At 41.0% G+C, this 23,367-nt stretch carries 22 protein-coding genes; 19 read left to right on the top strand and 3 right to left on the bottom strand.

Annotated elements, in window-relative coordinates:
- Window positions 1-135: 135 nt before the first annotated feature.
- From AAZR93_RS05535 to AAZR93_RS05505, 7 genes are all read left to right on the top strand, one after another.
- Window positions 136-1,527 (top strand): amino acid permease, encoded by a 1,392-nt coding sequence (locus AAZR93_RS05535; protein ID WP_294107937.1) that lies wholly within the window; start codon window positions 136-138, stop codon window positions 1,525-1,527.
- A 201-nt stretch (window positions 1,528-1,728) separates the two neighbouring features.
- On the top strand, window positions 1,729-2,661 hold the full coding sequence (prmB, locus tag AAZR93_RS05530; RefSeq protein WP_294107939.1) for a 50S ribosomal protein L3 N(5)-glutamine methyltransferase: 933 nt from the start codon (window positions 1,729-1,731) through the stop codon (window positions 2,659-2,661).
- A 189-nt stretch (window positions 2,662-2,850) separates the two neighbouring features.
- Window positions 2,851-3,939, top strand: coding sequence for a chorismate synthase (gene aroC, locus AAZR93_RS05525; RefSeq protein WP_294107941.1), 1,089 nt, complete (start codon window positions 2,851-2,853; stop codon window positions 3,937-3,939).
- A gap of 209 nt (window positions 3,940-4,148) precedes the next feature.
- Window positions 4,149-4,952, top strand: a complete 804-nt coding sequence (locus AAZR93_RS05520) for a TSUP family transporter (RefSeq protein WP_294350266.1) — start codon at window positions 4,149-4,151, stop codon at window positions 4,950-4,952.
- A 17-nt stretch (window positions 4,953-4,969) separates the two neighbouring features.
- On the top strand, window positions 4,970-5,518 hold the full coding sequence (locus tag AAZR93_RS05515) for an elongation factor P hydroxylase (protein WP_434719185.1): 549 nt from the start codon (window positions 4,970-4,972) through the stop codon (window positions 5,516-5,518).
- Window positions 5,519-5,552: 34 nt separating this feature from the next.
- Window positions 5,553-5,825, top strand: coding sequence for a YfcL family protein (locus AAZR93_RS05510; protein ID WP_294107949.1), 273 nt, complete (start codon window positions 5,553-5,555; stop codon window positions 5,823-5,825).
- Window positions 5,826-6,083: 258 nt separating this feature from the next.
- A complete protein-coding gene (locus AAZR93_RS05505; RefSeq protein ID WP_434719184.1) occupies window positions 6,084-6,599 on the top strand; it encodes a GNAT family N-acetyltransferase in 516 nt (171 codons plus the stop codon).
- A 43-nt stretch (window positions 6,600-6,642) separates the two neighbouring features.
- Here the strand turns inward: AAZR93_RS05505 and mnmC are convergent, their stop codons facing one another.
- Window positions 6,643-8,679 (bottom strand): bifunctional tRNA (5-methylaminomethyl-2-thiouridine)(34)-methyltransferase MnmD/FAD-dependent 5-carboxymethylaminomethyl-2-thiouridine(34) oxidoreductase MnmC, encoded by a 2,037-nt coding sequence (gene mnmC, locus AAZR93_RS05500; RefSeq protein ID WP_434719183.1) that lies wholly within the window; start codon window positions 8,677-8,679, stop codon window positions 6,643-6,645.
- 203 nt (window positions 8,680-8,882) lie between these two features.
- Between mnmC and fabB the strand changes: the two genes are divergently transcribed.
- Window positions 8,883-10,097 (top strand): beta-ketoacyl-ACP synthase I, encoded by a 1,215-nt coding sequence (gene fabB / locus AAZR93_RS05495; protein WP_294107955.1) that lies wholly within the window; start codon window positions 8,883-8,885, stop codon window positions 10,095-10,097.
- 507 nt (window positions 10,098-10,604) lie between these two features.
- On the opposite strand, the gene AAZR93_RS05490 is transcribed toward fabB, so the two are convergent.
- Window positions 10,605-11,525, bottom strand: coding sequence for a DMT family transporter (locus AAZR93_RS05490; protein WP_434719182.1), 921 nt, complete (start codon window positions 11,523-11,525; stop codon window positions 10,605-10,607).
- Between the two features lie 101 nt (window positions 11,526-11,626).
- Between AAZR93_RS05490 and AAZR93_RS05485 the strand changes: the two genes are divergently transcribed.
- From AAZR93_RS05485 to AAZR93_RS05435, 11 genes are all read left to right on the top strand, one after another.
- Window positions 11,627-12,439 carry an AraC family transcriptional regulator gene (locus AAZR93_RS05485; protein ID WP_434719181.1) on the top strand — a complete coding sequence of 271 codons (813 nt, stop codon included), beginning with the start codon at window positions 11,627-11,629 and terminating at the stop codon, window positions 12,437-12,439.
- Between the two features lie 82 nt (window positions 12,440-12,521).
- On the top strand, window positions 12,522-13,652 hold the full coding sequence (pdxB, locus tag AAZR93_RS05480) for a 4-phosphoerythronate dehydrogenase PdxB (RefSeq protein WP_434719180.1): 1,131 nt from the start codon (window positions 12,522-12,524) through the stop codon (window positions 13,650-13,652).
- Window positions 13,653-13,685: 33 nt separating this feature from the next.
- Window positions 13,686-14,696: an aspartate-semialdehyde dehydrogenase gene (locus AAZR93_RS05475; protein WP_434719179.1), complete on the top strand. Its 1,011-nt coding sequence runs from the start codon at window positions 13,686-13,688 to the stop codon at window positions 14,694-14,696.
- Window positions 14,696-15,511 carry a tRNA pseudouridine(38-40) synthase TruA gene (gene truA / locus AAZR93_RS05470; RefSeq protein ID WP_434719178.1) on the top strand — a complete coding sequence of 272 codons (816 nt, stop codon included), beginning with the start codon at window positions 14,696-14,698 and terminating at the stop codon, window positions 15,509-15,511. The genes AAZR93_RS05475 and truA overlap by 1 nt, the downstream gene beginning before the upstream one ends.
- Before the next feature lie 123 nt (window positions 15,512-15,634).
- Window positions 15,635-16,321 carry a DedA family protein gene (locus tag AAZR93_RS05465; protein ID WP_294107968.1) on the top strand — a complete coding sequence of 229 codons (687 nt, stop codon included), beginning with the start codon at window positions 15,635-15,637 and terminating at the stop codon, window positions 16,319-16,321.
- A 105-nt stretch (window positions 16,322-16,426) separates the two neighbouring features.
- A complete protein-coding gene (gene accD, locus AAZR93_RS05460; RefSeq protein ID WP_434719177.1) occupies window positions 16,427-17,407 on the top strand; it encodes an acetyl-CoA carboxylase, carboxyltransferase subunit beta in 981 nt (326 codons plus the stop codon).
- Window positions 17,397-18,686, top strand: a complete 1,290-nt coding sequence (gene folC / locus AAZR93_RS05455) for a bifunctional tetrahydrofolate synthase/dihydrofolate synthase (RefSeq protein WP_434719641.1) — start codon at window positions 17,397-17,399, stop codon at window positions 18,684-18,686. The genes accD and folC overlap by 11 nt, the downstream gene beginning before the upstream one ends.
- A gap of 5 nt (window positions 18,687-18,691) precedes the next feature.
- Window positions 18,692-19,354: a cell division protein DedD gene (gene dedD, locus AAZR93_RS05450; RefSeq protein ID WP_434719176.1), complete on the top strand. Its 663-nt coding sequence runs from the start codon at window positions 18,692-18,694 to the stop codon at window positions 19,352-19,354.
- A gap of 176 nt (window positions 19,355-19,530) precedes the next feature.
- On the top strand, window positions 19,531-20,034 hold the full coding sequence (cvpA, locus tag AAZR93_RS05445) for a colicin V production protein (RefSeq protein WP_336430861.1): 504 nt from the start codon (window positions 19,531-19,533) through the stop codon (window positions 20,032-20,034).
- Between the two features lie 13 nt (window positions 20,035-20,047).
- On the top strand, window positions 20,048-21,565 hold the full coding sequence (gene purF / locus AAZR93_RS05440) for an amidophosphoribosyltransferase (RefSeq protein WP_294107974.1): 1,518 nt from the start codon (window positions 20,048-20,050) through the stop codon (window positions 21,563-21,565).
- Window positions 21,566-21,767: 202 nt separating this feature from the next.
- Window positions 21,768-22,340, top strand: coding sequence for a UbiX family flavin prenyltransferase (locus AAZR93_RS05435; protein WP_294107976.1), 573 nt, complete (start codon window positions 21,768-21,770; stop codon window positions 22,338-22,340).
- A gap of 16 nt (window positions 22,341-22,356) precedes the next feature.
- On the opposite strand, the gene AAZR93_RS05430 is transcribed toward AAZR93_RS05435, so the two are convergent.
- Entirely contained in the window at window positions 22,357-23,265 is a 909-nt protein-coding gene (locus AAZR93_RS05430) for a TIGR01777 family oxidoreductase (RefSeq protein WP_434719175.1), read from the bottom strand.
- Window positions 23,266-23,367 lie beyond the last annotated feature (102 nt).

The following is a 23,367-nucleotide window of genomic DNA, read 5'->3' as shown; positions in this document are numbered from 1 at the left end:
TTGTGGACTTCTTTTAGCTGCCTGAATTGCATTCTAGAGCATGCTTATCCAGATAGCTTCATCTGTCGCCTACATGTAGCCTGAATTATTTTGTGTATATCTGCAAGACTAATAAAATAATATGAAGGATAAATCATGCAAAGCACATCACAACTTGCACGCGGGCTTTCTGCGCGTCATATACGATTTATGGCTTTAGGTGCTGCAATCGGTACGGGGCTATTTTATGGTTCAGCAAAAGCAATACAAACAGCAGGTCCGGCGGTACTGCTTGCCTATATAATTGGTGGCGCGGCTGTTTTTATGGTGATGCGTGCTTTAGGTGAAATGGCAGTTCATAGCCCACTTGCAGGCTCTTTCTCACAATATGCAAGCCATTACTTAGGGCCTAGAGCCGGTTTTTTCACGGGCTGGACTTACGTTTTTGAAATGCTGATTGTTTGTCTGGCAGATGTGACCGCATTTGGTTTCTATATGAAGCTATGGTTCCCAGATGTTGCACAGTGGATATGGGTTTTAAGTATTATCTGCTTTATTGGTGCAATTAACCTTTGCCATGTGAAAACGTTTGGTGAAATGGAGTTTTGGTTATCGCTGATTAAAATTGTCGCTATTATCGCGATGATAGTTGGCGGTGCGGCAATTATGATGTTTGGTTTTGGTGTCTCAGCAGACCATGCTGTGGGTGTTTCGAATCTGTTTATTCACGATGGATTTATGCCAAATGGAATAGGTGGGGTGATAGCCTCCTTTGCCGTGGTGATGTTTGCGTTCGGTGGAATAGAAGTGATTGGGATCACGGCCAGCGAAGCAAAAAACCCTGATGTGACTATCCCTAGAGCTATCAATGCTGTTCCTATTCGTATCTTATTATTCTATGTGTTGACCTTATTTGTCCTGATGTGTATTTATCCTTGGAACCAAATTGGTCAGCAAGGTAGCCCGTTTGTTCAAATTTTTGACAGTTTAGGTATTCAATCTGCGGCTAATATTTTAAATGTCGTGGTAATAACCGCCGCAATATCTGCGATTAATAGTGATATTTTTGGTGCAGGACGCATGATGTATGGCATGGCTCATGAAGGACAGGCACCTAAAGTATTTACTAAGTTAACTAAGAATGGTGTGCCTTGGATGACTGTGTTAGTCATGGTTGCAGTCTTATTAATTGGTGTTGTTTTAAATTATCTAATCCCTGAAAGTGTTTTCTTAGTGATTGCATCTATTGCAACCTTTGCCACTATTTGGGTTTGGTTGATGATTTTGCTCTCTCAGTTTGCGATGCGCAAAAAAATGACGCCAGAAGAAGTTAAACAGATAAAATTCCCTGTGCCTATGTGGCCTGTTGCGCCAATTATTGCGATTGTATTCATGCTATTTATTTTTGGTGTGTTGGGTTATTTTGAAGATACGCGTATAGCATTGTATGTTGGAATTATATGGCTGGTACTTTTGAGTATCGCTTATACCTTATGGGTAAAAAAAACCGTTAAACAAACGGAAGTGCTTGTACAAAATGAAAGTTAAAAACACAATATAATAATCTGCAAAATAATGCCTTCGGTGAAGACCGAGGGCATTAATAAGACAAAATATCATTCAAATAGCCCTTCTTGAGCATGTTCATCTTTATTTTATTGTATTAATCTGCTGATTTGTCTCTCACTTCGTGGCAAACTTTAACCATTCAAATATTACCTTTCAATAGACCGACTGGAGAATCCCTTTTTGGAAAAGATTTTCGTTGATGAAGCTGTAGCAGAACTTCACACTATTCAGGACATTTTACGTTGGACAATGAGCCGCTTTAATGCTGCCAATGTTTATTATGGTCACGGTACTGATAACGCATGGGATGAAGCGCTACAACTGGTGCTACCTACTCTTTACTTACCGCTCGACTTACCCGATGAGCTTCTCACATCGCGTCTAACGCCAACAGAACGTCATCGTATTATTGAGCGTGTATTACGTCGTATTAATGATCGCATACCCGTGGCCTATTTAACGAATCGCTCGTGGTTCTGTGGTCATGAATTTTACGTGGATGAGCGTGTATTAATTCCTCGTTCACCTATTGCTGAGTTAATTAACAACCATTTTGTGGGTTTATTATCGGATGAGCCGCAAAATATTTTAGACTTGTGTACGGGGAGTGCGTGTATTGCGATTGCTTGTGCTTATGAATTCCCTGATGCAGAAGTGGATGCGGTTGATATTTCTGCGGATGTACTAGCCGTTGCTGAGCAAAATATTGCTAATCACGGCTTAGAGCACCGCGTTATACCAATGCGCTCTGATTTATTCAGAGATATGCCTGATATCAAATATGATTTGATTGTCACTAATCCGCCTTATGTTGATGCGGAAGATATGGCCGATCTACCTGAAGAATTCCGTGTTGAGCCTGAACTCGCACTTGCAGCAGGTAGTGATGGTTTAAAATTGACTCGTCGTATTTTAGCTAATGCGCCACGTTTTCTGACGGAAGAGGGGGTTTTGATCTGCGAAGTCGGAAACAGCATGGTGCATTTAGTTGAACAGTACCCAGAAGTTCCCTTTATTTGGCTTGATTTTGAATACGGTGGAGAAGGTGTGTTCATGTTGACGCGTGAGCAACTTGTTGAACATCATGGACTTTTTGACTTGTATATTGACTAATTAGTAAACTCATTATATTCAAGTTTCAGCTTTGTTTATCGTGCACATTTGTGCGAACTACATATTATGTATACCTTGCTGTTGCTTGAGTTATTGAGAGAATAGTTGCACTGTTTCATAGAATAATGTAATCAAATACAACATCGCATATTAATAATATAAGCATAGACTTAAAATAGGAAACTCGGGATGGCTGGAAATTCAATAGGGCAACTTTTTCGTGTTACAACATTTGGTGAATCTCATGGATTGGCATTAGGTTGTATTATCGATGGGGTACCGCCGGGGTTATCGCTGACTGAGGCAGATTTACAAGTCGATTTAGACCGTCGTCGTCCTGGTACATCGCGTTACACAACGGCACGCCGTGAACCCGATCAAGTGAAAATATTATCCGGTGTATTTAATGGCATAACGACAGGAACTAGCATTGGTTTATTGATTGAAAATACCGATCAACGTTCGCAAGATTATGGTTCAATTAAAGATGTTTTCAGACCTGGGCACGCCGATTATACCTATGAGCAAAAATATGGTCAGCGCGATTACCGTGGTGGTGGACGCTCATCTGCCCGTGAAACGGCGATGCGAGTTGCTGCTGGTGCAGTTGCTAAAAAATATCTACAAGAAAAGTTAGGCATTCAAATTCGTGGTTGTTTGACTCAAATGGGTTCCATTGAATGCGAAATCAAAGATTGGTCAATTGTCGAAGAAAATCCATTTTTCTGCCCAGATCCGACTAAGCTTGATGCCCTTGATGAATTGCTGCGTGGATTAAAAAAAGAAGGTGATTCTATTGGCGCTAAAGTCACTGTTATTGCTGAAAATGTTCCCGCAGGACTAGGTGAACCCGTATTTGATCGCTTAGATGCCGATCTTGCTCATGCCTTAATGAGTATTAATGCGGTGAAAGGCGTTGAAATTGGTGATGGCTTCGGTGTTATTAGCTTGAAAGGCAGTGAAAACCGCGATGAAATTACTCAACATGGTTTTACTTCAAATCATGCAGGGGGGATTTTAGGTGGGATCAGTAGCAGCCAGCCTATCGTGGCGCATATTGCGATGAAACCGACATCAAGCATTACTGTTTCAGGTAAAACACTTAATCGTGATGGTGAAGAAGTCGAGATGATAACCAAAGGTCGTCATGACCCATGTGTGGGTATACGTGCAGTACCTATTGCAGAAGCGATGATGGCGATTGTATTGATGGATCATTACTTACGTCATCGTGGGCAGTGTGCTGATGTTATCCCGACAATGAAACCTTTTGCATAAAACCCCATAGTTAATCTGATTGATGTTTGTTTATAGGGTTATTCAGTAGGTAGATGAGATTATCTGCCTACTGATAAATAAAGGTTTGGATGATGCCTTTTTCAAAATATCTCATCTGGGCAGTGATACATTTGTTTATTAGAGGCGCTTATCGCTATGGATAAATAAAGGTATATTACGTCATTATTTTCTTTGTCTGGATTGTGAAAATGGATTGGCTGACCGCCGTTGCACCGGAAGTTTATTTACTGCTTTTTTTCGTTGCTCTCTTTGCTGGTTTTATTGACTCTATTGCTGGTGGCGGTGGTTTACTGACTATACCGGCACTGCTATCTGTGGGTATTACCCCCGTTGAAGCCTTGGCGACCAATAAATTGCAAGCGGTAGGCGGCTCATTTTCGTCAACCCTCTATTTTGTTCGGCGAAAAGCGATTAATCTGCGTGAACAAATCTTTCCTTTCATTATGACAATGATAGGCGCGATGATTGGTGCAATTGTTATCCAGATGATTGATACCGCATTTCTCAAGCAGTTATTGCCGATTATGGTTATCTGCGTGGGGCTCTATTTCTTATTGACGCCATCTATTGGTGCGCAAGACCGACAGCAACGCGTTAGCATGCCTGTATTTGGGGTGGCAATTGGCATGAGCTTAGGTTTTTACGATGGCGCATTTGGCCCGGGAACTGGCTCATTTTTAGCATTAGGTTATGTGTTGTTGCTCGGTTATAACTTAGCGAAAGCGACTGCCCATGCAAAATTACTCAATTTTGCTTCTAATTTTGGCTCCTTAGTGTTTTTTATTATCGGAGGTCATGTTCTTTGGGTACTTGGCTTTGTTATGCTAATCGGCCAAATGATCGGTGCTAGGTTAGGTGCGCGCTTAGTATTGACTAAAGGACAAAAACTTATCCGACCAATGATTGTGATTATTTCATTGCTAATGAGCATTAAATTGCTTCATGACAGCCATGGCGACGTAATCAAGGCTTGGTTTCTCTCATTATTTTAAGATGATTTGAATTATTCATGACTACACATAATTATCAGCATTTAATTGATATTTTCGAAGAATGTTTTGGTGAAGAATATAATACCAAGTTGGTAAAAGGGGATGACGAGCCTATTTATTTACCAGCTGATGAATCTATTCCATATCATCGCATTGTTTTTGCTCATGGTTTTTTTACCAGCGCATTACATGAAATTTCTCACTGGTGCATTGCGGGAGAAGCAAGGCGTCAGCAGGTTGATTACGGTTATTGGTATTGCCCTGATGGGCGTGATGCAAAAACACAATGTGATTTTGAAGTAGTAGAAATTAAGCCTCAAGCATTTGATTGGTTATTTTGCGTGGCAGTGGGGATCCCATTTAATGTCAGCTGTGACAACCTAGAAGGTGATTTTGAACCAGATCGCATTGCTTTTATGCGCAAAGTTCACGCACAAGTGATGTTATATTTAGAAAATGGTATCCCAGAACGACCATTACGCTTTGTTAATGCGTTACAATCGTTTTACAATACGCCTCCACTTTGCGCGGAAGCATTCCCTTATCCGGAAGATATCCTCGCTTAATAAATCAAAACACTCATGATAGTAAGGATTAAGCATGCTTGCGGATTTTGAAACACGCATACTGACAAAAATTGATGATATGGTCGAACACGCTAGCGATGACGAATTATTTGCGGGTGGATACTTGCGTGGTCACTTAACCCTTGCTGTGGCAGAACTAGAAGAAGAAAACCAAACAAGCGCAGATGCGTTATATCAACGTGTTGAGCAAAGTATTCAAACTGCGATTAAAGCTGGCGAGCTGACACCACCTGATCAGATCTTGGTGTTGGGGATGTGGGGGCAGCTGTTGAACGAGGTGCGTTAATTACTCTTCATATTTCAAGTTGTGGTGGTGTTGGCTGCACTTGCCGGCTAATCGCAACTCTTCATATTTCAAGCTGTGGCGTTGTTGGCTGCGCTTGCTAATCCTAGTCACATACTTATGTATGCTCCTAGGGATTAGCTTCACTTGCCGCCTAGCCACAACTCGAACTATTTTGAGTAATGCTTATATGATTTTTTTATATTGATTTAAACCGCTTTTAATTAAATTACTTCAATTAGTTAAACTTATCGAGTCATTATGTATTCCATTCGCCTTGCAAATCAATATGATGCTAAATATCTTCCTGCGGTTGAAAAATCGGCGGCTCAAACTTTTTTGGGACATGAAAAGTTTGGTTGGATTGCGCAAGGAGATGGGCAGACTGAGAAAGACCATCTTGAGTTTATTCAGTTACAAATGGAATGGATTGCAGTTAATAATAGTGATGAGCCTATTGGTTTTATTAATTTCGAAAAACACGAAAATAGCCTGCACATTTGCGAATTATCTGTTTGTCAGCAATGGCAAGGAAAAGGTATTGGCAAGCAGTTAATTAAGCAGGTTTTTAATACGGCAGTTAATTTAGGGATAGCGCGAATTACACTAACGACTTTTTGTGAAATTCCATGGAATGCACCTTACTATCAACGTTTAGGTTTCTCAATTATTGAAAAAGAAAATCTAACATCTGCATTACAACAAATTGTGCAGCATGAGTTAGATATTGGTTTTGAACCCCAAGATAGATGTGCGATGGAAATTATTTTAATTTAAATAGTTGGTCTGCTAGATATAAATAGCAGACCAATACAATTCATTAGTAAGGCTTTTTCACTTTCCTGCCAAGTAACAATTTTCTTACCCAAAACCGATTAGGATGCAATTCTGCTAAGGTTTCATCATCTAAAGGCAATGGCTGTCCAAAAATTTGCGATGCTAAAATTTCCGCACATAACGGTGCCGTTGAAAGACCGCGAGAACCTAAAGCGCCTAAAATAAATAAATTGGGGTGAACGGGGGCATTGGCGATAGATTGCTTGCGCGCCATTTGTTGAGGTAAGTCTTTGTATATCAACATGAGCTTATCATAATCAGGGACATTGCCAACTAATGGCATATGGTCGCGGATGACACAGCGAATGCCTTGACGTGAACGTTGTTGTGATACATCGATTTCGTGTGGCCATGCTAGATCCGGCAGGTTATCAATGAGCTTTTGCTTGTTACCTTGCTGTTCTTCTTCACTATAATCAAAATCAAGATGCTCACGCTGATAACTCGCCCCTAAACAATGTTGTTCATTTGATGAGTCTGCTGGGGTCAAATATCCTTCAAAACAGAGGACGTTTTTCAGCTTTTGGAGTGTTGGATTGGTTGGAATATGGCTGACTTGTCCACGAATAGGCGTGATTGGAATGTATTCGGTTTGTGTAAATTGTCTGAGTTTATAGCCATTAGCGATAACAACAGTTTGATGAATGAATTGTTTTGTTGTGCCAGCAACATCAATATCTAATTGCCAATTATCGTCGTTGTGCTCGAGTTGGTTAACCTCATGTTCAAAACAAAACTCAACACCTTGCGCTTGAAGATATTGAGTTAAACTGTCACAAAGTTGAGCAGGGCAGAGCCAGCCACCAGTAGCATAGTGAATACCTGAATGATTTACATCCACTCCGCAAATTTCACTCAGTTGTTGTTTGCTTTTACCAACTGCAAAATTTTCTGGCCACTGTGTTTGTAACATGGTTTCAATTTTTTGAGCAATTTTATCATTATAGGCGAGTTGGCTCACGCCACACCACTGCCCATCAAATTCTAATCCTATGGTGGCGAGATAATGGTAAAAGCGCGAGGCAAATGGAAATGCACTGACAAAAAAACGTTCTAGGGGATCGTTATTGCCAGTGAGTAGCGGGTAAATTGCCCCTTGTCGATTTCCTGATGCATTTTGGGCTACTCGCTTGTCTTTGCAATAAAGTGTGACTTTAGCGCCGCGTTTCATCAAGGTATAAGCGGCGGTTAAACTGGCTAATCCGCCACCAATAATGGCAATATCATCAGTTTTACTGGCAGGTAATCGTGCAAACCATGGTGTTGGTAGATCAGTGCTTTTTTTAATTAAGCTACCAATTAGCATTTCACGCTTTTGACCAAAACCTTTGGCTTTATGAATGGCAAAACCTGCTTGTTGTAATCCTCTTTTGACAAAACCCGCTACGGTAAAAGTGGAAAATGTGGCATTATTTTTGGAAAATTTTGCCATTGTAGTGAACAGCTGTTCGCTCCACATAAGTGGGTTTTTTGATGGGGCAAATCCATCTAAAAACCAAGCGTCTATCTGATTGTTTAAGCTGAAATTAAGTTGAGATATCTGTTCATTAACGTCACCAAACCATAAATCTAAGGTTATCGCGCCATTTTCTAAGAGTATTCTATGGTTTCCAGCTAGGGGCTGTGGCCAATATTCACATAATCGTTTTGATAGCGGGGCAAGTTCAGGCCAACAGCTGTGCGCTGTAATTAAATCTTGTTTTGTTAAAGGGTATTTTTCAAAGCTAATGAAATGTAAACGTTGTGTTGTAGCTTGTGGGTTAGCTAATTTGAATTGAACAAAAGCTTGCCATAACACGAGAAAATTCAATCCAGTACCGAATCCGGTCTCTGCAATAACACAGGTTTTAAATGGATGAGTTGAGAAACGTTCAGGGAAATGATTTCCGTGTAAAAACACATGGCGTGCTTCTTCTAAGCCACTTTGATTTGAAAAATAAATATCCTCAAATTGTTCAGACATTGGCGTACCTTCCTCATTCCAGCTAAGGTTTGCAGTCTCTATGGCTATCTTTTTCACGTTACAATCCATTTTTACTTAAATAATGGTTGAATTTTAGCGCTGATGACGGCGTAAGGCTACCTTCACATAAAAGTCTTATGAGTGTCATAAATAAAAAAATACAAATATTTACCCTGATCGGACTTGTTCAGCGTACAAGTGTAAGCTAAAGTGACTGCATGTAATCCCGCAATCAAATAATTATAGTTATGAGGTAACGAATGAAGCGTGCAGTCATCACTGGCCTAGGTATTGTTTCCAGCATTGGTAATAACCAGGAAGAAGTACTGGCTTCTCTGAAGGAAGGTCGTTCCGGGATCACTTTCTCAGAAGAATTTAAAGAGGCAGGGCTGCGTAGTCATGTCTGGGGTAATGTTAAAATGGATACTGACGGTTTGATTGACCGTAAGATCCGCCGCTTTATGAGTGATTGTTCCGTCTATGCTTACCTGTCAATGGAGCAGGCAATTAAAGATTCAAATCTAGCAGAAGACCAAGTTTCAAATTTACGTACTGGTATTGTTGTTGGTTCAGGTGGTGGTTCACCTCGTAACCAAGTGGCGGGTTCTGATGGTATGCGTGCTAAAGGTTTACGCGGCGTCGGTCCCTATATGGTAACGCGTGCAATGGCATCAGGTATTTCAGCTTGCTTGGCAACTCCGTTTAAAATTAAAGGCGTAAACTATTCAATTAGTTCAGCCTGTTCTACTTCTGCGCACTGTATCGGTCACGCCGTTGAGCTTATTCAATTAGGTAAGCAAGATGTTGTTTTTGCTGGCGGTGGTGAAGAGCTGAGCTGGGAAATGACTTGTGAATTTGATGCAATGGGCGCATTGTCAACGAAATACAATGAAACGCCAGATAAAGCATCTAGAACCTATGACCAAGACCGTGACGGTTTTGTTATTGCAGGTGGTGGCGCGATTGTTGTTGTTGAAGAGTTAGAACATGCATTAGCACGTGGCGCGCACATCTATGCTGAAGTTGTGGGTTATGGTGCAACTTCTGATGGTGCCGATATGGTTTCTCCTTCAGGTGAAGGTGCGGTACGTTGTATGCAAATGGCAATGCACGGTATTGAAGGCAAAATTGACTATATTAATACTCATGGTACTTCAACGCCTGTAGGTGATACGAAAGAACTAGAAGCTATCCAAGAAGTGTTTGGTCATGATTCACCTGCAATTTCTGCAACTAAAGCAATGACAGGTCACTCATTGGGTGCTGCGGGTGCTCAAGAAGCAATTTATAGCTTATTGATGTTAGAGCATGGTTTTATTGCACCAAGTATTAACGTTGAAAATCTTGACGAAAAAGCAGCAGGTTTGAATATTGTGACTAAACCTACTGAGCAAGCACTGAATACTGTTATGTCAAATAGCTTTGGTTTCGGCGGTACAAACGCAACATTAGTGATGAGCAAATATAAAGCGTAATTTATATTAAATCGCGTCATTATTGTGCGAATAGAAAAAGCGAGAACTTAGGTTCTCGTTTTTTTTTGAAAAAAAGTGATTAGTCTTGATGGAAAATCATTTTGTTAAATTATTGGTGCTGTAAGTATGAGAACTTATCTATGGTTGAAATCGTAAAATATGTCTCATCACTTAAATGAAAAGGATCGATATGAATGTAACGAGGTTTCATTTTCCAATATTGAAGCAAGACTTGAGAATTTTAAAGGAAGCATTTTCGAAATATATAAAAAGCAAATTTAGTAGGATGATTAATAAAATATATAACATTGAGATCCCATTCCCATTGCACACGAAAAAGCATAGTCGCAATAAATATTAATAGGGGAATGAAAAGATATTTATCTAAATTAGCGTCATAAGGTATCTATATAGAAATAGCCCCACGGAAGTGGGGCATATTGGTTACGACATTGCATTCAAACTTATATCACGCTATAGAATAGATAGACTGTAATCGTATCGTTATTATTGGCAGCTATCTTCCTGCGTTGTTTTTTTCCTACGGCTAAAGACTTGAGTTAGCGGCGTGCGGAGCTGTTGCGCTAGCATTACACCTAATAAAACCACACCTCCGCCTATTAAGTGATAGCTTTTTAATTCTTCACCGAGTGCAAAGATGGCAATAATGGCTGTAAATACCGGAGCAAGATTCATAAATATTGACGTGGTATTGGCACCTAAGCGCATGACTCCTTGGATCCACATTGCCGGCGCAATAATGGATGCGGCAATACCAGCAAATAAAACTAATCCAATATTGTGACTATTTAATGAGACGTCATCTGCTAATACAAAGCTTGGTATTAATAAAATTACGCCAAAAAAGATTTGTATATACAGAGAATCCCAGCTTGAGAGTTTAATCCCCCAGCGCTTAGTTAAAACACCATATAAGGCATAAGCGGCGGAAGCGATGATCATTAGTAACTCACCCGTACCTAAACCGTGTGTTAACAGACTACTTGGATTGCCTTGGCTGACTAGCCACACTAAGCCTGATAACGAGAGGGCTGCACCAACAACAATACCCACGGTTGGAATAATGCGTAGCACAAAAATACTGATAATAACTGTTAATAATGGAATTAATGAATTCATTATTCCCATAAATGTGGCACTGACAGAGTGAGCGGCATAATAGGCAAGACTTTGATAAATCATCATGCCTAAAGCACCTAAAATGGCGAGCTGCCACCAATGTTTCATCACAATTTGTTTATTTTTAAGCACTGATCGAAAAACAAAAGGTGTCATCACCACAAGCGCTAAAGCCCAACGATAAAATGATATTGCAGCCGGATCTATCGCCGTCGCTGCTGCTTTGCTGACGATGGCATTGAGTGACCATAAAAAAACCGCAATGAGCGGAAAAAGAAAATTTTTCATTAAAAGCATTCTCCCAAATGAGTGGGACTAGTATACATCTGTCTGATTTTTTATATATACTGATTACCAGACATTAGATAACGTTTTTCAGACAGGATAAGATGCGAAATTCAAAATCTGACACTTGGTTAGTGAATGAATGCAATATTATTGAACCCACATTTATTGCATTACGTCATGAGCAAATTAATACCCAGACAGAGTACAAATCCCATGCACATGTATTTGGGCAGTTGCTTTATGTTGTCTGCGGTATTATGGAAATGGAGGTTGAGGGCAAACATTATCTAGCGCCGCCTGAATTTTGTATTTGGATACCTGCCAATACTCAACATGCCAGTTTTAGCAAGCAAAGTGTTAAATTTCGGATTATTGATTTTTCACAAAAATATAATGATAAATTTGCGCAGCGTGCTTGCGTGGTAAAGTTAAGTGCAATTTTCCATTCCATTATGACCGATATGTTTTTACGCGGTGTTTCACTACCCGAGACAGAACAAGATACGAGATTGGCTGAGGTATTAATTGACCAATTCGCTGTTTTGCCTTGCCAAGATACCTATTTACCGACCACTAAAGACCGTTTTCTAGCACCGATATTACAAGAATTACAAAAAGAACCTGCCGATAATACAACATTGGCGGAATGGGCGAAGCGCTATTATACCTCAGAGCGAACGCTATCAAGGCGTTGCCAGCAAGAATTGGGGATGTCTTTTAGTGAGTGGCGGCAACGTTTACGTTATTTACATGCAGTAGCCGCATTGGAAAAAGGAAAAAGTGTCTATGAAGTCGCTCTTGATGTCGGCTACAGCTCTGCATCTGCTTTTATTGCTATGTTCCAGCAGATATCAGGTGTGACGCCTGACCGTTTTCGTTTAAAAGAGTTTATCGTGCAAGGTAATCTAGAGTAGTGGCTTTTATGGGAACGTGGCAAAATATAGGCCCTTGTTATATCTCGAACAACAGATACGTCAATCTATTGGGACAAATTAAGTGAAAATTCTAGTTGATGAAAACATGCCATATGCTCAACAGCTATTTAGTGAGCTAGGGGAAGTGAAAGCAGTACCAGGGCGTCCAGTTCCAGAGAAAGAACTTATTGATGCGGATGCCTTAATGGTGCGATCGATTACCAAGGTCAATAGCTCACTGCTGAATAACACGCCGGTTAAATTTGTAGGGACGGCAACCGCAGGTTTTGATCATGTTGATACTGAATGGCTATCTGAGGCCAATATTGCATTTTCTTCTGCCCCAGGTTGTAACGCTATCGCAGTAGTCGAATATGTTTTCTCTTCTTTATTGTTGCTTGCCGAGCGCGATAATTTTGATTTACGAGATAAAACTGTTGGTATTGTTGGTGTCGGCAATGTCGGTGGGCGTTTGCATCATCGTCTATCCGCTTGGGGGGTTAAAACGCTATTATGCGATCCTCCTCGAGCCGCTAATGGTGACGATGAAAACTTTGTGTCATTAGATGTTTTGCTTGAGCAAGCGGATGTTCTCACTTTTCATACGCCACTAAATATTTCTGGTGAATATAAAACTTTCCATTTAATGGATGAACCGCGGTTATCTAATTTGCGTGCTGGTACGATTTTAATTAATGCGAGTCGCGGCGAAGTGGTGGACAATCAAGCGTTATTACAACAGCTTAAACTAGGACAACAACTCAGTGTCATTTTAGATGTTTGGGAGCCTGAACCAAATTTAGACACTGAATTATTAGATTGGGTTGATATTGGTACGCCTCATATTGCGGGTTATACCTTGGAAGGTAAGGCTCGGGGAACAACTCAAGTCTATGAAGCCTACTGTAAATTCTTGGGTAAACCCTGTGAAGTGTCGCTATCTTCACTGTTGCCAAAACCCGATATCAGTTCAATTACATTTAATGGTAAATTAACGCAAGGTCAACTCAAAAGATTAGTGCATCTAGTGTATGATGTGCGCCGTGATGCTGCTGCACTGAGAGATGTCGCAGCGATAGCCGGTGAATTTGACAAGTTACGCAAACATTATCAAGAGCGCCGCGAATGGTCATCTCTTGAAATTTTGTGTGATGATGCACAAACTGCCATTCAACTGAATGCATTAGGATTTACTGCACAATTAGTTGAATAATAGCATTTGGTTTTTATTTTTAGAGGAACGACCATGACTGAAGGTTGGAATATTGCGTTATTAGGGGCAACTGGCGCAGTCGGTGAAGCCATTATTACTCTGCTGCAAGAAAGAGAGTTTCCTGTTGGCGAGCTGTATTTATTAGCAAGTGAACGAAGTGCAGGTGAAGTTATTCGTTTTAACGGTAAAAGCTACCCAGTCGAAGATGCTGCCAATTTTGATTGGTCTCAAGCTCAAATTGCTTTTTTTGCGGCGGGAGAAACCGCAAGTTTGCAATATGCAGAGCAGGCGGCACAAGAGGGTTGTATTGTTATTGATAACAGTGGCGTTTTTGCTCAAGATCCTGACGTTCCTTTAGTTGTGCCAAGTGTTAATGCGCATGTTTTAGCTGATTATCGAAATCGAAATATTATTTCGTTAGCAGATAGCTACGTTAGCCAGTTATTAACCGCGATAAAGCCGTTGATTGATGCCGCAGGGATCGGCCGTATTACTTTAACGAATATGTTATCGGTTTCTGCACATGGTAAAGCGGCGGTTGATGAACTTGCAGGGCAAAGCGCGCGTTTACTAAATGGTATTCCGCCTGAAGAAGGGCGTTTTAGTAAGCAATTAGCATTTAATATGTTGCCATTATTAGGTGATATGGAAGGTACTGTCGTGCAAGAGCGCCGCCTTGTTGAGCAGGTGCGTAAAATTTTACAAGATGACGGCTTACCCGTTGCTGTCAGCTTTGTGCAGTCTCCGGTATTTTATGGTAATGCCCAAGTGGTTTATTTAGAGTCATTGAGGCCGATGGGTGCGGAAGAAGCGCGTGATGAACTTGAACGTTTTGCTGATATTCAGGTCTCAGAAGAGGGTGATTATCCAACTCAAGTTACAGATGCTTCGGGTAATGACCAACTCAGTATTGGTTGTCTACGTAATGATTATGGAATTCCTGAAATCTTACAGTTTTGGTCAGTTGCGGATAATGTCCGTTTCGGTGGCGCGCTAATGGCAATCGAAACTGCGGAAAAACTGGCTCAGGAGCTGTTTTACTGATGTCAGAACCAACAGAATTGTTTCGTATTGCATTAGGGATTGAATACAACGGTAGTCGTTATTGTGGCTGGCAGCGCCAGCTAGATGTTAAAAGTGTGCAAGGTTGCCTTGAAGAGGCGTTGTCAAAAATTGCGGCAAAGCCTATTACGGTACAATGTGCGGGGCGTACCGACACGGGGGTACATGCGACGGGACAGGTTGTTCACTTTGAAACATCCGTCTTTCGTAAAGAAGTTGCTTGGACTATGGGAACGAATACCCATATGCCTGCTGATATTGCAGTGCGTTGGTGTAAACCGGTCGAGAGCGATTTTCACGCGCGCTTTAGTGCCACGGCACGCCGATATCGTTATGTGATTTTTAATCACCGCTATCGACCTGCAATATTATCAAATGGTGTAACGCACATTCATTACCCAATTGATGAGAAAAGAATGCATGAGGCTGCACAGGCACTTTTGGGGGAACATGATTTTACCTCATTTAGAGCGGTTCAGTGTCAGTCAAAAACACCTTGGCGTAATGTGATGCATGTGAATGTGAGTCGTCATGGCCATTATGTTGTGGTCGATATCAAAGCAAATGCATTTGTGCATCATATGGTCAGAAATATTGTAGGTAGTTTGCTCGAGATAGGTTGTGGAAATCAGGATATTAGTTGGATGAGCCATCTTCTTGAGTTAAAAGATAGAACCAAAGCAGCAGCGACAGCCAAAGCCGAAGGCTTATATTTAATTAAGGTTGATTATCCAGAGAAATATGAGTTACCTATGAATGTAATGGGTCCTCTTTTTCTTGCCGATGAGCTGATGTAAATCTTATTTAATTTAACCCTAAAGTTGTTAGTAACATAAGGTAATGGCAAGCGATAATGCTTATTACCCGGGTTTAAACGACGATGGGAAATAGCATGGATGCTATTCATAATGAGGATTTTTATGGAGTTTATCAGTTTTATTATCGATTTTATTTTGCACATCGATGTTCATCTTGCAGAATTAGTCGCAACGTATGGTAATTGGGTTTACGGCATTTTATTCCTTATTCTATTTTGTGAAACAGGACTTGTTGTTACGCCATTCTTGCCGGGAGACTCGTTATTATTTGTGGCGGGTGCGATTGCTGCATTAGATAGTAATGATTTAAATGTTCATTTAATGGTTGGTTTAATGATAGTCGCTGCGATTGTTGGAGATGCAGTAAACTATACTATAGGCCGTATTTTCGGTGAAAAGCTGTTTAAAAATCCAGATTCGAAAATTTTCCGTCGTGTTTATTTAGATAAAACCCACGCGTTTTATGAAAAGCATGGTGGAAAAGCGATTATCCTTGCACGATTTGTTCCAATTGTAAGAACTTTTGCACCATTCGTTGCAGGAATGGGAAAAATGTCTTATCGTCATTTTGCCTTTTATAATGTGACCGGTGCGTTAATATGGGTGTTACTATTTACCTATGCGGGTTACTTATTTGGTGATTTACCGATAGTGCAACAAAATTTGAAATTACTGATAGTTGCGATTATCTTTATTTCAATTTTACCGGGCGTGATTGAAATAATTCGACATCGCCGTATTGCTGCAAAAGAAAAGCGTGCAGCTGCACAAAAAATGAATAACCGTTAGCAGGTTTAAAAAGTTTTTATCTACAGTGAGATATCATTGTGGTTTAATGGCAAAAAATTACATACTGGTGTTAGCCAGAGATCAAGCAGACAAAAAGGTCCATTAATGAGCTGGATTGAAAAGATTTTAAAGAAAGGTAACGTAACCCAATCGCATAAAGCGAATATCCCTGAGGGCGTTTGGACTAAATGTGACAGCTGCGGGCAAGTGCTCTACGGTGCTGAGCTTGAGCGTAATTTGTCGGTGTGTCCAAAATGCGACCATCACATGCGCATTCATGCACGTCAACGTCTTGAAACCTTTCTTGATGAAAACTCAACAACAGAATTAGGTAGCGAACTTGAGCCAAAAGATATTCTCAAGTTCCGTGATTCAAAAAAATACAAAGATAGAATTTCAGCTGCGCAAAAAGCTACAGGTGAAAAAGACGCTATCATTGTCATGAAAGGGACTCTAAAAGAGATGCCAATCGTGGCCGCTGCATTTGAATTTGCTTTTATGGGCGGTTCAATGGCGTCGGTTGTCGGGGCACGCTTTGTCCGTGCAGTGGAACAAGCTTTGGAAGATAACTGTCCGTTAGTGTGTTTTTCATCAAGTGGTGGTGCGCGTATGCAAGAAGCACTACTATCATTGATGCAGATGGCAAAAACCAGCGCAGCATTAGCGAAAATGCAAGAACGTGGTTTACCGTACATTTCTGTTTTGACTGACCCTACTATGGGTGGTGTTTCTGCTAGTCTTGCTATGTTAGGTGATATCAACGTTGCTGAACCTAAGGCTTTGATTGGTTTCGCAGGTCCGCGAGTTATCGAGCAGACTGTGCGTGAAAAATTACCTCATGGCTTCCAACGCAGTGAATTTTTATTGGAAAAAGGCGCAATTGATATGATTGTTCGCCGTCCTGAAATGCGAGATAAACTCGCCGAAATTCTTGCGATGTTAACCAACAAACCGGGTTTCAGTGCGCCACCGGTTATTGTTATTGAAGATCCTGAAATCGAAATCGATATTACTGAAAATATTGAAGGTATCGATATCAATGAACGAGAAAAGGATCCTGCAAAGCTTAAAAAAAATGATGCGTAATTTAATCATTCCTAATGCCAAGTCTCCTTTGGAGGCTTGGCTTTCTTATCTCACCGACTTACATAGCCAAAATATTGATATGGGGTTGGAGCGAGTCGGGCAAGTTGCTCGTCAGATGAATTTAACGCAACCTGCGCCCCGTGTTATTACCGTTACCGGAACGAATGGGAAAGGCACAACTTGTCATACTCTTGAGTCTATTTTAATGGCAGCAGGGTTGAAAGTGGGTGTTTACAGTTCTCCGCACTTAGTCCGCTATACCGAACGTGTACGTATTCAAGGGGTAGAGCTTTCAGAAGCCGATTTTTGTCAAGCCTTTGCAACAATAGAGTCTCAGCGAGACAATATTTCCCTGACTTACTTTGAATACGGTACGTTAGCGGCTTTGCAATTGTTCAAACAAGCTAATTTAGATATTGTGATCCTTGAAGTTGGATTAGGTGGTCGCCTAGATGCAACGAATGTTGTTGATGCTGATATTGCTGCGATTACCAGTATTGCACTAGATCACACTGATTGGCTGGGTTCCTCTCGTGAACATATCGGTTACGAGAAAGCGGGAATCTTCAGAAAAGGCCATTATGGTGTGGTTGGTGAACCTGACATGCCTGACTCAATAGGTGCATTTGCGGATGAGATTGGTACTTTACTATTTCGTCGAGACAAAGACTGGCATTATGTAGAGCAGGGCGACAATTGGTCTTGGCATAGCTCGCAGCAACAATGGCAAAAACTTCCTTTACCTAATGTGCCTTTAGCAAATGCAGCAACGGCGCTAGGCGTTATCAGTTGCTTGATGCAAATTGATCATCATTTAGCGCAGAAAATCACAGAAAAAGCGATACATCAAGGCTTGAGAACAGCTCAATTACCGGGACGTTTTCAAATTATCAGTAAAAAGCCATTGATCATACTTGATGTGGCACATAATCCTCATGCTGCCGGTTATTTAGTGACTAAGCTTGCGCAATTACCTGCGGTTGAAGGGCGACGTATACGTGCTGTTGTTGGAATGCTAGGTGATAAGGACATTCAAGGTACATTGAATTGTTTATCACAACAGGTTACGGATTGGTATGTTGCTTCACTGACGGAATTCAGAGGGGCGGATGTAGCGCAATTAAGCCAATACCTCGATAGTGCCAATGAATTTAGCTGCATTGAACAAGCTTGGCAAAAAGCAAACCTCGATGCAAAAGAACAAGATGTCATTATTGTTTGTGGCTCATTTCATACAGTAGCCCATGTTATGATGTTATTAGAAAAATCAAAAGGATAGCGCTGGTGGCTAGTAAATTTCAAAATCGTCTGGCTGGTGCCGTTGTATTAGTCGCAGTGGGGGTAATTGTGCTTCCTGCTCTGCTTGATGGCGATAAGAAATATAATGAAAATGAATTTGCAGCCATACCTATCATTCCTAAACCGGGTGATGAAGAAGATATTGAAGCGATTGCGCCAATTACGCATAGCGCATCAACTGCTTCTTCAGAAGGGGCATCGGAGGCGATGCTTTCAGAGGCGCTCACTGAGCAAAAGCAAAGTGTACAGACCGCAGCTGCGAATCAAGTTTCTCAAGGCATAGCTAACGTTCCTGCGGCGATTGAAACAGAGAAACCGAAGAAGCCAGAGCCTAAACCAGAACCAAAGCCTGAGCCGAAACCAAAAGTAGAGCCAGAGCCTAAGCCAGAACCAAAAAATGAGCCTCAAGGTAAAGCATTTGTGGTTCAAGTAATCGCATTGAATAATGCTGCCAAGGTTGAAGAGATAGTTGCGAAGCTTAGATTGTCTGGATATCAGGTTTATACCGTCCCAGCGAAACCGGTGAACAATAAATTAACGCGTATTTATGTTGGGCCAGAAGCGTCAAGACAGAAATTAGAAGCTTCGCTTTCAGAGCTAAACGCAATTACAGGGACAAAAGGGATAATTCAAACATTTAAACCTTAATATTAAAATAAACATCCTTAAAATATGAAGGGATTTAGTAACTTACTGCGGCGATTATGATTTTTCTTTTCGCCGCTAATTTTTTTTAATTGAATGTAAAATGGTTACGCAAACGTTTTCGTTTTCTGTTAGAATGCATTCCGCTGCTGTCGTGAGTGCGAATTATGGAATGAAATATGGTCTGGATTGATTACACAATTATCGCCATTATTGGCTTCTCGGCACTAGTAAGCCTGATCCGCGGTTTTGTACGTGAGGCATTATCATTAATCACTTGGGGCTGTGCTTTTTTTGTTGCTAGCACCTTTTATCCTTACTTGGCGGATTATTTTACCCGCTTTGAGGATGTGTTAGTTCGAAATGGTATCGCCATTGCTGCCTTGTTTATTGCCACATTAATTGTGGGTGCAGTCGTTAACTATGTGATTAGCTCATTAGTACAAAAAACGGGATTATCGGGTACAGATCGTGTTCTGGGGATCTGTTTCGGTGCGTTGCGTGGTGTGTTAATTGTATCGGCATTGCTATTCTTTCTCGATACATTTACGCCTCTTCCTCAAAGCGAGGACTGGCAACGTTCAGAACTTATTCCGCAGTTCAGTCATATAATCAGGTGGTTTTTTGACTACCTGCAAAATGCGTCAAGTTTCCTACCGGAGAATATTTCTCCGTCTGGCTGATGAGGAAAGACTAATGTGCGGTATTGTCGGGATCGCCGGTGTTACACCGGTAAACCAATCAATTTATGATGCATTGACGGTGCTACAGCACCGTGGGCAAGATGCAGCAGGTATTGCTACTATCGATGGCAATAACAATATTCGTTTACGTAAAGCGAATGGTTTAGTTAAAGATGTTTTTGAAACTCGCCATATGCTCAGATTGCAAGGTTGTATGGGGCTGGGACATGTTCGTTATCCAACGGCTGGCAGCTCTAGCGCATCTGAAGCTCAACCTTTCTACGTAAACTCTCCTTTTGGAATCACACTTGCTCATAATGGTAATCTGACAAACGCTCACGAACTCATGCGGAGTTTATTTGAGACAGCGCGCCGCCATGTGAATACGACTTCAGATTCTGAGATTTTATTGAATGTGTTGGCGTATGAATTAGACCGTTTCGATCATTTTCCTCTTGAACCAGATAATGTTTTTAGTGCCGTTTCTGCGATGCATAAAAAATTACGTGGTGCTTACGCCTGCGTTGCATTGATTATTGGCCATGGCATGTTGGCATTCCGTGACCCTCATGGGATTCGCCCTCTTGTATTAGGTCGCCGTATTCTTGAAAACGGTGCGCATGAATACATGGTTGCTTCTGAAAGTGTTGCGCTTGATACGCTAGGATTTGAATTTTTGCGTGATGTGGCACCAGGTGAGGCGGTGTATGTAACAGAAAAAGGTCAGTTATTTACACGCCAATGTTCTGATAACCCTCAATTGACGCCGTGTATCTTTGAGTACGTATACTTTGCGCGCCAAGATTCATTTATCGATAAAATATCGGTATATAACGCAAGATTGCGTATGGGACAAAAACTGGGCGCTAAAATTGCGCGTGAATGGGATGATTTACATATTGATGTGGTGATCCCTATTCCAGAAACATCCTGCGATATTGCATTAGAAATTGCGCATATCTTGGATAAGCCATATCGACAAGGTTTTGTGAAAAATCGGTATGTTGGACGTACTTTTATTATGCCTGGTCAGCAGGAGCGTCGTAAATCTGTCCGCCGTAAACTCAATGCAAACCGTGCCGAATTTCGCGATAAAAACGTGTTGTTAATCGATGATTCTATTGTTCGAGGTACCACGTCTGAGCAAATTGTTGAACTCGCTCGTGAGGCTGGGGCAAAAAATGTTTATTTTGCGTCAGCAGCGCCAGAAGTGCGTTTTCCAAACGTCTATGGTATCGATATGCCAAATGCCAATGAATTGATTGCTCATGGTCGGGAAGTAGATGAAATTCGCAAATTGATTGGTGCAGATGCACTTATTTTCCAAGATTTAACCGATTTAGTTGATGCGGTTCGCGAAGAAAATCCTGAAATTAATGAATTTGAGTGTTCTGTTTTTGATGGTATTTATGTCACTAAAGATATTGATCAAAGCTATTTAGATTACCTTGAAAATCTACGTAGAGATGATGAGTTAAAGCTTAAAGATAAGAATGAAGTTGAAGATTTAGAAATCTATAACGAAGGCTAAGTTTTATACATTTCCTTATTATTTAATTTAAGTGCCCGCCTTAATTGCGGGTACTTTTGTATCTATTGATGTTATTAATTATGATTAATGTCTCTTTGCAGGCTAACGAATCGTTAGGATCATGATTTATATATTTAAGGGCTATTCTTTGTAATAATTGCTACTATTATTACCGATGACTTTGATTAAATGGAAAAGCTGTATGAAGAAACTTATCATTGGGTTAACTGGGGCAAGTGGTGCGATTTATGGCATTAGATTGCTAGAAGTATTAAAACCTGTACAAAATGTAGAAACTCATTTGGTGATAAGTGCGGCGGCTCGCCAGACATTAGCGTTAGAAACTCAATATAGCGTTAAAGATGTACATCAGCTAGCTGACCATGTCTATGATAGTCGTGATATTGCAGCCGCTATCTCCTCAGGTTCATTTCGTACCGCTGGCATGGTAATAATGCCATGCACCATGAAAACCCTTTCTGGCATTGTGCATAGTTATACTGATACGTTGGTGACCAGAGCGGCAGATGTAGTGCTAAAAGAAGGTAAGAAATTAGTATTAGGCATAAGAGAAACACCACTACATTTAGGCCATTTGCGTTTATTGGTGCAAGCGGCAGAAATGGGCGCTGTTATTATGCCACCCATGCCTGCTTTTTATCATCAACCTGCAACGATTCAAGATATCGTGGATCAAACTATCAATAGAGTGCTTGATCAGTTTGATATCGAGCTAGAAAACGACCTATTTACCCGTTGGACAGGGGATAAATAGGCTCATATTCGTTTGGCTAAGTATCATCTTTCACTAACAAGTCAGTTAGTGCTTCTTTCAATTCGACAAATTTGAATTCAAACCCAGCGTCTTCTAATCGTTTCGGAATAGCTTGCTGTCCGCCTAATACTAAAGCGGCAGATTCCCCTAGCATGGTTTTAATAACAAAAGCAGGGGTGCGGACAAACGCAGGTCTGTTGATGATATCTCCTAAAATAGCGGCAAACTGGTCATTATGCACAGGGTAAGGCGCTGTCATATTAAATGGTCCAGAAAGTTCAGGGGTATCGAGTAAAAAACAAATTGCTCTGACCATATCGTCGATATGTATCCATGGCATGAATTGTTTTCCGTGACCGATAGGACCACCCGCAGCCATTTTAAAGATAGGTAGCACTTTTTCTAATACGCCACCTTTTGGCGATAAAACAAGTCCAGTGCGCATTAAGCAGACTCTCGTTGCAGAGGATTGTGCATTTTGTGCAAGCGCTTCCCAATGCTGAGCAAGTTGATGGGTAAACTCGTCATGGGGTTGGTCAAACTCAGTAATAACAGATTGGCCTTGATCACCATAATAACCCACGGCAGAACCTGATAGGAATACTGCTGGAGGTGTTTCACTTGCATTGATAAGTTCGGTTAGCTGCTGCGTAATTTTCCAACGGCTATCGCAGAGTATTTTTTTTTGTTCATCAGTCCAACGTTTTTCAGCGATGGGTTCCCCCGCTAGATTGATGATAGCATCAAAATCATTTAAGTTTTTTTTATCACCAAGGGAGGTCCAGCATTCAACTGCTTTACAAAAAAGACTATAAACTTTCTGCGGAGAGCGGCTCAGGACGGTTATCTTATGCGAGCGAGAGACGAGCTCTTGGACAAGTTGAGTGCCAATTAGGCCTGTGCCACCAGTAATTAATATTTTCATTTTTTGGCTCCTTTATACCTGTCATACTACTAGCCGCAGCGCAAGAGTCTAAATTTAAATTTGTGAGAATTTATGTCACTTCCATTTGCTAACTATAGCACC

Source organism: Providencia sp. Je.9.19 (assembly GCF_051129765.1).
In the GTDB taxonomy this organism is placed as follows: domain Bacteria; phylum Pseudomonadota; class Gammaproteobacteria; order Enterobacterales; family Enterobacteriaceae; genus Providencia.
This window is presented reverse-complemented; position numbering and strand designations above follow the sequence as displayed.

What these genes read in the sequence shown, in the direction of transcription:
- folC (WP_434719641.1), top strand. Translation starts at nt 17,397, where the DNA reads ATGATGCGTAATTTAATCATTCCTAATGCCAAGTCTCCTTTGGAGGCT.
- AAZR93_RS05510 (WP_294107949.1), top strand. Translation starts at nt 5,553, where the DNA reads ATGCTTGCGGATTTTGAAACACGCATACTGACAAAAATTGATGATATG.
- AAZR93_RS05505 (WP_434719184.1), top strand. Translation starts at nt 6,084, where the DNA reads ATGTATTCCATTCGCCTTGCAAATCAATATGATGCTAAATATCTTCCT.
- AAZR93_RS05485 (WP_434719181.1), top strand. Translation starts at nt 11,627, where the DNA reads ATGCGAAATTCAAAATCTGACACTTGGTTAGTGAATGAATGCAATATT.
- AAZR93_RS05535 (WP_294107937.1), top strand. Translation starts at nt 136, where the DNA reads ATGCAAAGCACATCACAACTTGCACGCGGGCTTTCTGCGCGTCATATA.
- accD (WP_434719177.1), top strand. Translation starts at nt 16,427, where the DNA reads ATGAGCTGGATTGAAAAGATTTTAAAGAAAGGTAACGTAACCCAATCG.
- AAZR93_RS05490 (WP_434719182.1), bottom strand. Translation starts at nt 11,525, where the DNA reads ATGAAAAATTTTCTTTTTCCGCTCATTGCGGTTTTTTTATGGTCACTC.
- AAZR93_RS05475 (WP_434719179.1), top strand. Translation starts at nt 13,686, where the DNA reads ATGACTGAAGGTTGGAATATTGCGTTATTAGGGGCAACTGGCGCAGTC.
- fabB (WP_294107955.1), top strand. Translation starts at nt 8,883, where the DNA reads ATGAAGCGTGCAGTCATCACTGGCCTAGGTATTGTTTCCAGCATTGGT.
- AAZR93_RS05515 (WP_434719185.1), top strand. Translation starts at nt 4,970, where the DNA reads ATGACTACACATAATTATCAGCATTTAATTGATATTTTCGAAGAATGT.
- cvpA (WP_336430861.1), top strand. Translation starts at nt 19,531, where the DNA reads ATGGTCTGGATTGATTACACAATTATCGCCATTATTGGCTTCTCGGCA.
- AAZR93_RS05430 (WP_434719175.1), bottom strand. Translation starts at nt 23,265, where the DNA reads ATGAAAATATTAATTACTGGTGGCACAGGCCTAATTGGCACTCAACTT.
- aroC (WP_294107941.1), top strand. Translation starts at nt 2,851, where the DNA reads ATGGCTGGAAATTCAATAGGGCAACTTTTTCGTGTTACAACATTTGGT.
- AAZR93_RS05435 (WP_294107976.1), top strand. Translation starts at nt 21,768, where the DNA reads ATGAAGAAACTTATCATTGGGTTAACTGGGGCAAGTGGTGCGATTTAT.
- AAZR93_RS05520 (WP_294350266.1), top strand. Translation starts at nt 4,149, where the DNA reads ATGGATTGGCTGACCGCCGTTGCACCGGAAGTTTATTTACTGCTTTTT.
- AAZR93_RS05465 (WP_294107968.1), top strand. Translation starts at nt 15,635, where the DNA reads ATGGAGTTTATCAGTTTTATTATCGATTTTATTTTGCACATCGATGTT.
- purF (WP_294107974.1), top strand. Translation starts at nt 20,048, where the DNA reads ATGTGCGGTATTGTCGGGATCGCCGGTGTTACACCGGTAAACCAATCA.
- truA (WP_434719178.1), top strand. Translation starts at nt 14,696, where the DNA reads ATGTCAGAACCAACAGAATTGTTTCGTATTGCATTAGGGATTGAATAC.